Source organism: Ruegeria sp. CDSA089 (genome assembly GCF_059612205.1).
On record NZ_JBXWQD010000022.1, the window covers coordinates 1 to 4133 of the forward strand.

The 4133-nt window shown below is 52.7% G+C and carries 2 tRNA genes and 2 rRNA genes; all 4 read right to left on the reverse strand.

What is annotated here, in order from left to right:
* Positions 1-101: 101 nt before the first annotated feature.
* The 4 genes from rrf to AC2FJ6_RS20725 all read right to left on the reverse strand — a co-directional run bounded on the left by rrf (position 102) and on the right by AC2FJ6_RS20725 (position 3964).
* A 5S ribosomal RNA gene (gene rrf / locus AC2FJ6_RS20710) occupies positions 102-216 on the reverse strand.
* Positions 217-405: 189 nt separating this feature from the next.
* Positions 406-3232 (reverse strand): 23S ribosomal RNA (locus tag AC2FJ6_RS20715).
* 489 nt (positions 3233-3721) lie between these two features.
* A tRNA-Ile gene (locus AC2FJ6_RS20720) sits at positions 3722-3798 on the reverse strand.
* A gap of 90 nt (positions 3799-3888) precedes the next feature.
* Positions 3889-3964 (reverse strand) — tRNA-Ala (locus tag AC2FJ6_RS20725).
* Between the last annotated feature and the right edge of the window lie 169 nt (positions 3965-4133).

The following is a 4133-nucleotide window of genomic DNA, read 5'->3' on the forward strand; positions in this document are numbered from 1 at the left end:
CGACCTTCAGGTTATGAGCCTGACGAGCTACCGGGCTGCTCCATCCCGCGTCAGAGTCAGATTTGTTTTCATCGTGTTAGAGAGAATTGGGCTTTTTCTAGGTTTGGCGGTGACCTACTCTCCCGGGGCTTAAGCCCAAGTACCATTGGCGCGGCAGTGCTTAACTTCCGGGTTCGGGATGGGACCGGGTGTTTCACTTGCGCTATGACCACCAAACCGAGGAAAAGCCCTCGGTCGACTTTCTTGCTGTGCAAGAAAGCGACCATGCGGGAGGCAGCTTCTTTTGTTTACAAAAGGCGCGTTCCCGCACGGTTGTTATGCCAATCAACAGTGTCGCTTGGTGCGACACAGCCATCCATGTTTTACTGAGGTGTATGTTTTTGATTTGTCTTTCCATTACTGGATCAAATCAAGCCTATCGGGCGATTAGTACCGGTCAACTGAACGCATTACTGCGCTTACATCTCCGGCCTATTGACGTGGTGGTCTTCCACGGCCCTCAGGGAGACCTTGTTTTGAGGGGGGCTTCCCGCTTAGATGCCTTCAGCGGTTATCCTGTCCGATCATAGCTACCCAGCACTGCCGTTGGCACGACAACTGGTCCACCAGTGGATCGTTCACCCCGGTCCTCTCGTACTAGGGGCAACTCCTCTCAAGTCTCCTACACCCACGGCAGATAGGGACCGAACTGTCTCACGACGTTCTAAACCCAGCTCACGTACCTCTTTAAACGGCGAACAGCCGTACCCTTGGGACCTGCTCCAGCCCCAGGATGAGATGAGCCGACATCGAGGTGCCAAACACTGCCGTCGATATGGACTCTTGGGCAGTATCAGCCTGTTATCCCCGGCGTACCTTTTATCCGTTGAGCGATGGCCCTTCCACTCGGGACCACCGGATCACTATGGCCGTCTTTCGACTCTGCTCGACTTGTCAGTCTTGCAGTCAGGCTGGCTTCTGCCATTGCACTCAACGAGCGATTTCCGACCGCTCTGAGCCAACCTTCGCGCGCCTCCGTTACGCTTTAGGAGGCGACCGCCCCAGTCAAACTACCCGCCACGCAGGGTCCCGGATCCGGATAACGGACCGCGGTTAGACATCAAGAGTGCGAAGGGTGGTATCTCAAGGGAGGCTCCACAGGTACTTGCGTTCCTGCTTCAAAGCCTACCACCTATCCTGCACATCACAATCCTGATGCCAGTGCGAAGCTGTAGTAAAGGTGCACGGGGTCTTTCCGTCTAACCGCGGGAAGCCTGCATCTTGACAGGCAATTCAATTTCGCTGAGTCGATGTTGGAGACAGCGGGGAAGTCGTTACGCCATTCGTGCAGGTCGGAACTTACCCGACAAGGAATTTCGCTACCTTAGGACCGTTATAGTTACGGCCGCCGTTTACCTGGGCTTCAATTCAAGGCTCTCACCTCTCCTTTTAACCTTCAGGCACCGGGCAGGCGTCAGACCCTATACGTCGTCTTGCGACTTCGCAGAGCCCTGTGTTTTTAATAAACAGTCGCCACCCCCTGGTTTGTGCCCCCAGCCCCTAGTTGCCTAGGAACCGGGCCTCCTTCTCGCGAACTTACGGAGGTATTTTGCCGAGTTCCTTCAACATCGTTCTCTCAAGCGCCTTGGTATGCTCTACCAGTCCACCTGTGTCGGTTTAGGGTACGGTCTGATGGAGGGCTATTTCCAGGAACCACTCAGCAGCCCAATCAATCCGATAAGATTGAACTACACCTGTGATCCGTCACATCCTCCTGGCCTAGGAATATTAACCTAGTTCCCATCGCCTACGCCTTTCGGCCTCGGCTTAGGGGCCGGCTTACCCTGCTCAGATTAGCTTTAAGCAGGAACCCTTGGACTTTCGGCGAGAGTGTCTCTCACACTCTTTGTCGCTACTCATGTCATCATTCTCACTAGTGATCTCTCCACGGGATCGCTCACGCGCCCGCTTCATCGAAAGCCTCTCTCCTCCAATCTGCCCGAAGGCATGAAGGAGGAATGAGACTATGTCACACTACGCTCTGCTACCGATGCTTACGCATCCCTAGACTTCGGCTCATGGCTTGAGCCCCGTTACATCTTCGCCGCAGGACAACTTATTTAGACCAGTGAGCTGTTACGCTATCTTTAAAGGATGGCTGCTTCTAAGCCAACCTCCTGGTTGTTTTGGTCGTCCCACCTGCTTTCCCACTTAGCCATGAATTGGGGGCCTTAGTCGTAGGTCAGGGTTGTTTCCCTCTCCACTACGGACGTTAGCATCCGCAGTGTGTCTGCCATCTAGTACTCCCGGGTATTCGGAGTTTGGTTAGGATCAGTAAGCCTGTGGGGCCCCATTACCCATCCAGTGCTCTACCCCCCGGGGTATTCGGATGACGCTCTACCTAAATAGATTTCGCAGAGAACCAGCTATCTCCGAGTTTGATTGGCCTTTCACCCCTAGGCACAGCTCATCCCGATCCTTTTCAACGGATGTGGGTTCGGTCCTCCAGTAAGTGTTACCTTACCTTCAACCTGGCCATGCCTAGATCACTCGGTTTCGGGTCTGATCCCACGAACTCATGCGCCCTATTAAGACTCGCTTTCGCTACGCCTACACCTAACGGCTTAAGCTTGCTCGTAAGACCAAGTCGATGACCCATTATACAAAAGGTACGCCGTCAGATCTCGAGGATCCTCCGACTGATTGTAGGCGTTCGGTTTCAGGTACTGTTTCACTCCCCTCGTCGGGGTGCTTTTCACCTTTCCCTCACGGTACTGGTTCGCTATCGGTCAGCAAGGAGTACTTAGCCTTCGAAGGTGGTCCTCCGATCTTCAGACAGAATTTCACGTGTTCCGCCCTACTTAATACGTCCATCAAAGCTTCCTATACGGGGCTGTCACCCGCTATGGCCACGCTTCCCAACGTGTTCTAGTCACTTATCTGGCTCGGCTGGTCCCCGTTCGCTCGCCGCTACTAGGGGAGTATCAATTGATTTCCTTTCCTCCGGGTACTTAGATGTTTCAGTTCCCCGGGTTTGCTCTTAAAACCCTATGTATTCAGGTCTTAAGTACCTGTTCATGCTCATTATTGATTAGCAAAACTAACAATAACAAACATTCAGGTGGGTTGCCCCATTCAGAGATCCATGGATCAAAGCTTATTCTCAGCTCCCCATGGCTTATCGCAGAGTATCACGTCTTTCATCGCCTCTTGCTGCCAAGGCATTCACCAAACGCCCTTCTCGCGCTTGATTTGATCCAGAAAAAGAAAGACACACGATAGTTGTGCTACCGCCTATTCGGCTACTTGAGCACGATGTCTGCTACGAACTTCGTTCTTCGCAGACTATGTATCAATCGAGACCGCCCAGCTGGTAACTAAAGGCAGTCATTCTTCTGAACCAAAAACATACATTTCCCGCCCCCGCCACTTGGACGAGGACAAATGAGCAACCCCATATGGTCTCTCAGCCGTGCAGCTGATCAACGCAGGTCGCTCGGGTTAGTATATTAGACTTGGACAACTCTGTTCGTTTCGATCGGGATACGCAGACAGGGCCGGCTAGACCCAAACTGCGCCTTCTGCCAAATGGCAGAAACGACCGAGATCAGTGCCTCACTCGGCACGATCAAACAGTGTTGATTGATTTCTCTCTATACGATGTCAATGCTTCCGAAGAAGCGACGTCCGATTGGACGGCTAAACACTCAAATCAGTGCTTAACGGTCAAATCGAAGGAAAGTGGTGGGTCGAGGAGGACTTGAACCTCCGACCTCACGCTTATCAGGCGTGCGCTCTAACCACCTGAGCTACCGACCCACTTTTATAGGGGCCGACTGCAAGTCGCTCTCATTGCTTTTGCAAGCAAAAGCAACTGCCGCGACAACGCCCTTTGCTTTGCAAAAGGCTTGGTGGAGCCTAGGAGGATCGAACTCCTGACCTCCTGAATGCAAATCAGGCGCTCTCCCAGCTGAGCTAAGGCCCCTTGCCGGACCTCACGCCATTCGCAAGATCCTGATTTTCTGAAGAGATATGAGGACGGCTCGGTCCATGAGTTTGATCAACTTTGTTTGTTGATCTTCTGCTAAGTGTTCCACGATCAAGAGCAAGCTCTGTGATGCTAGGAACATCCTTAGAAAGGAGGTGATCCAGCC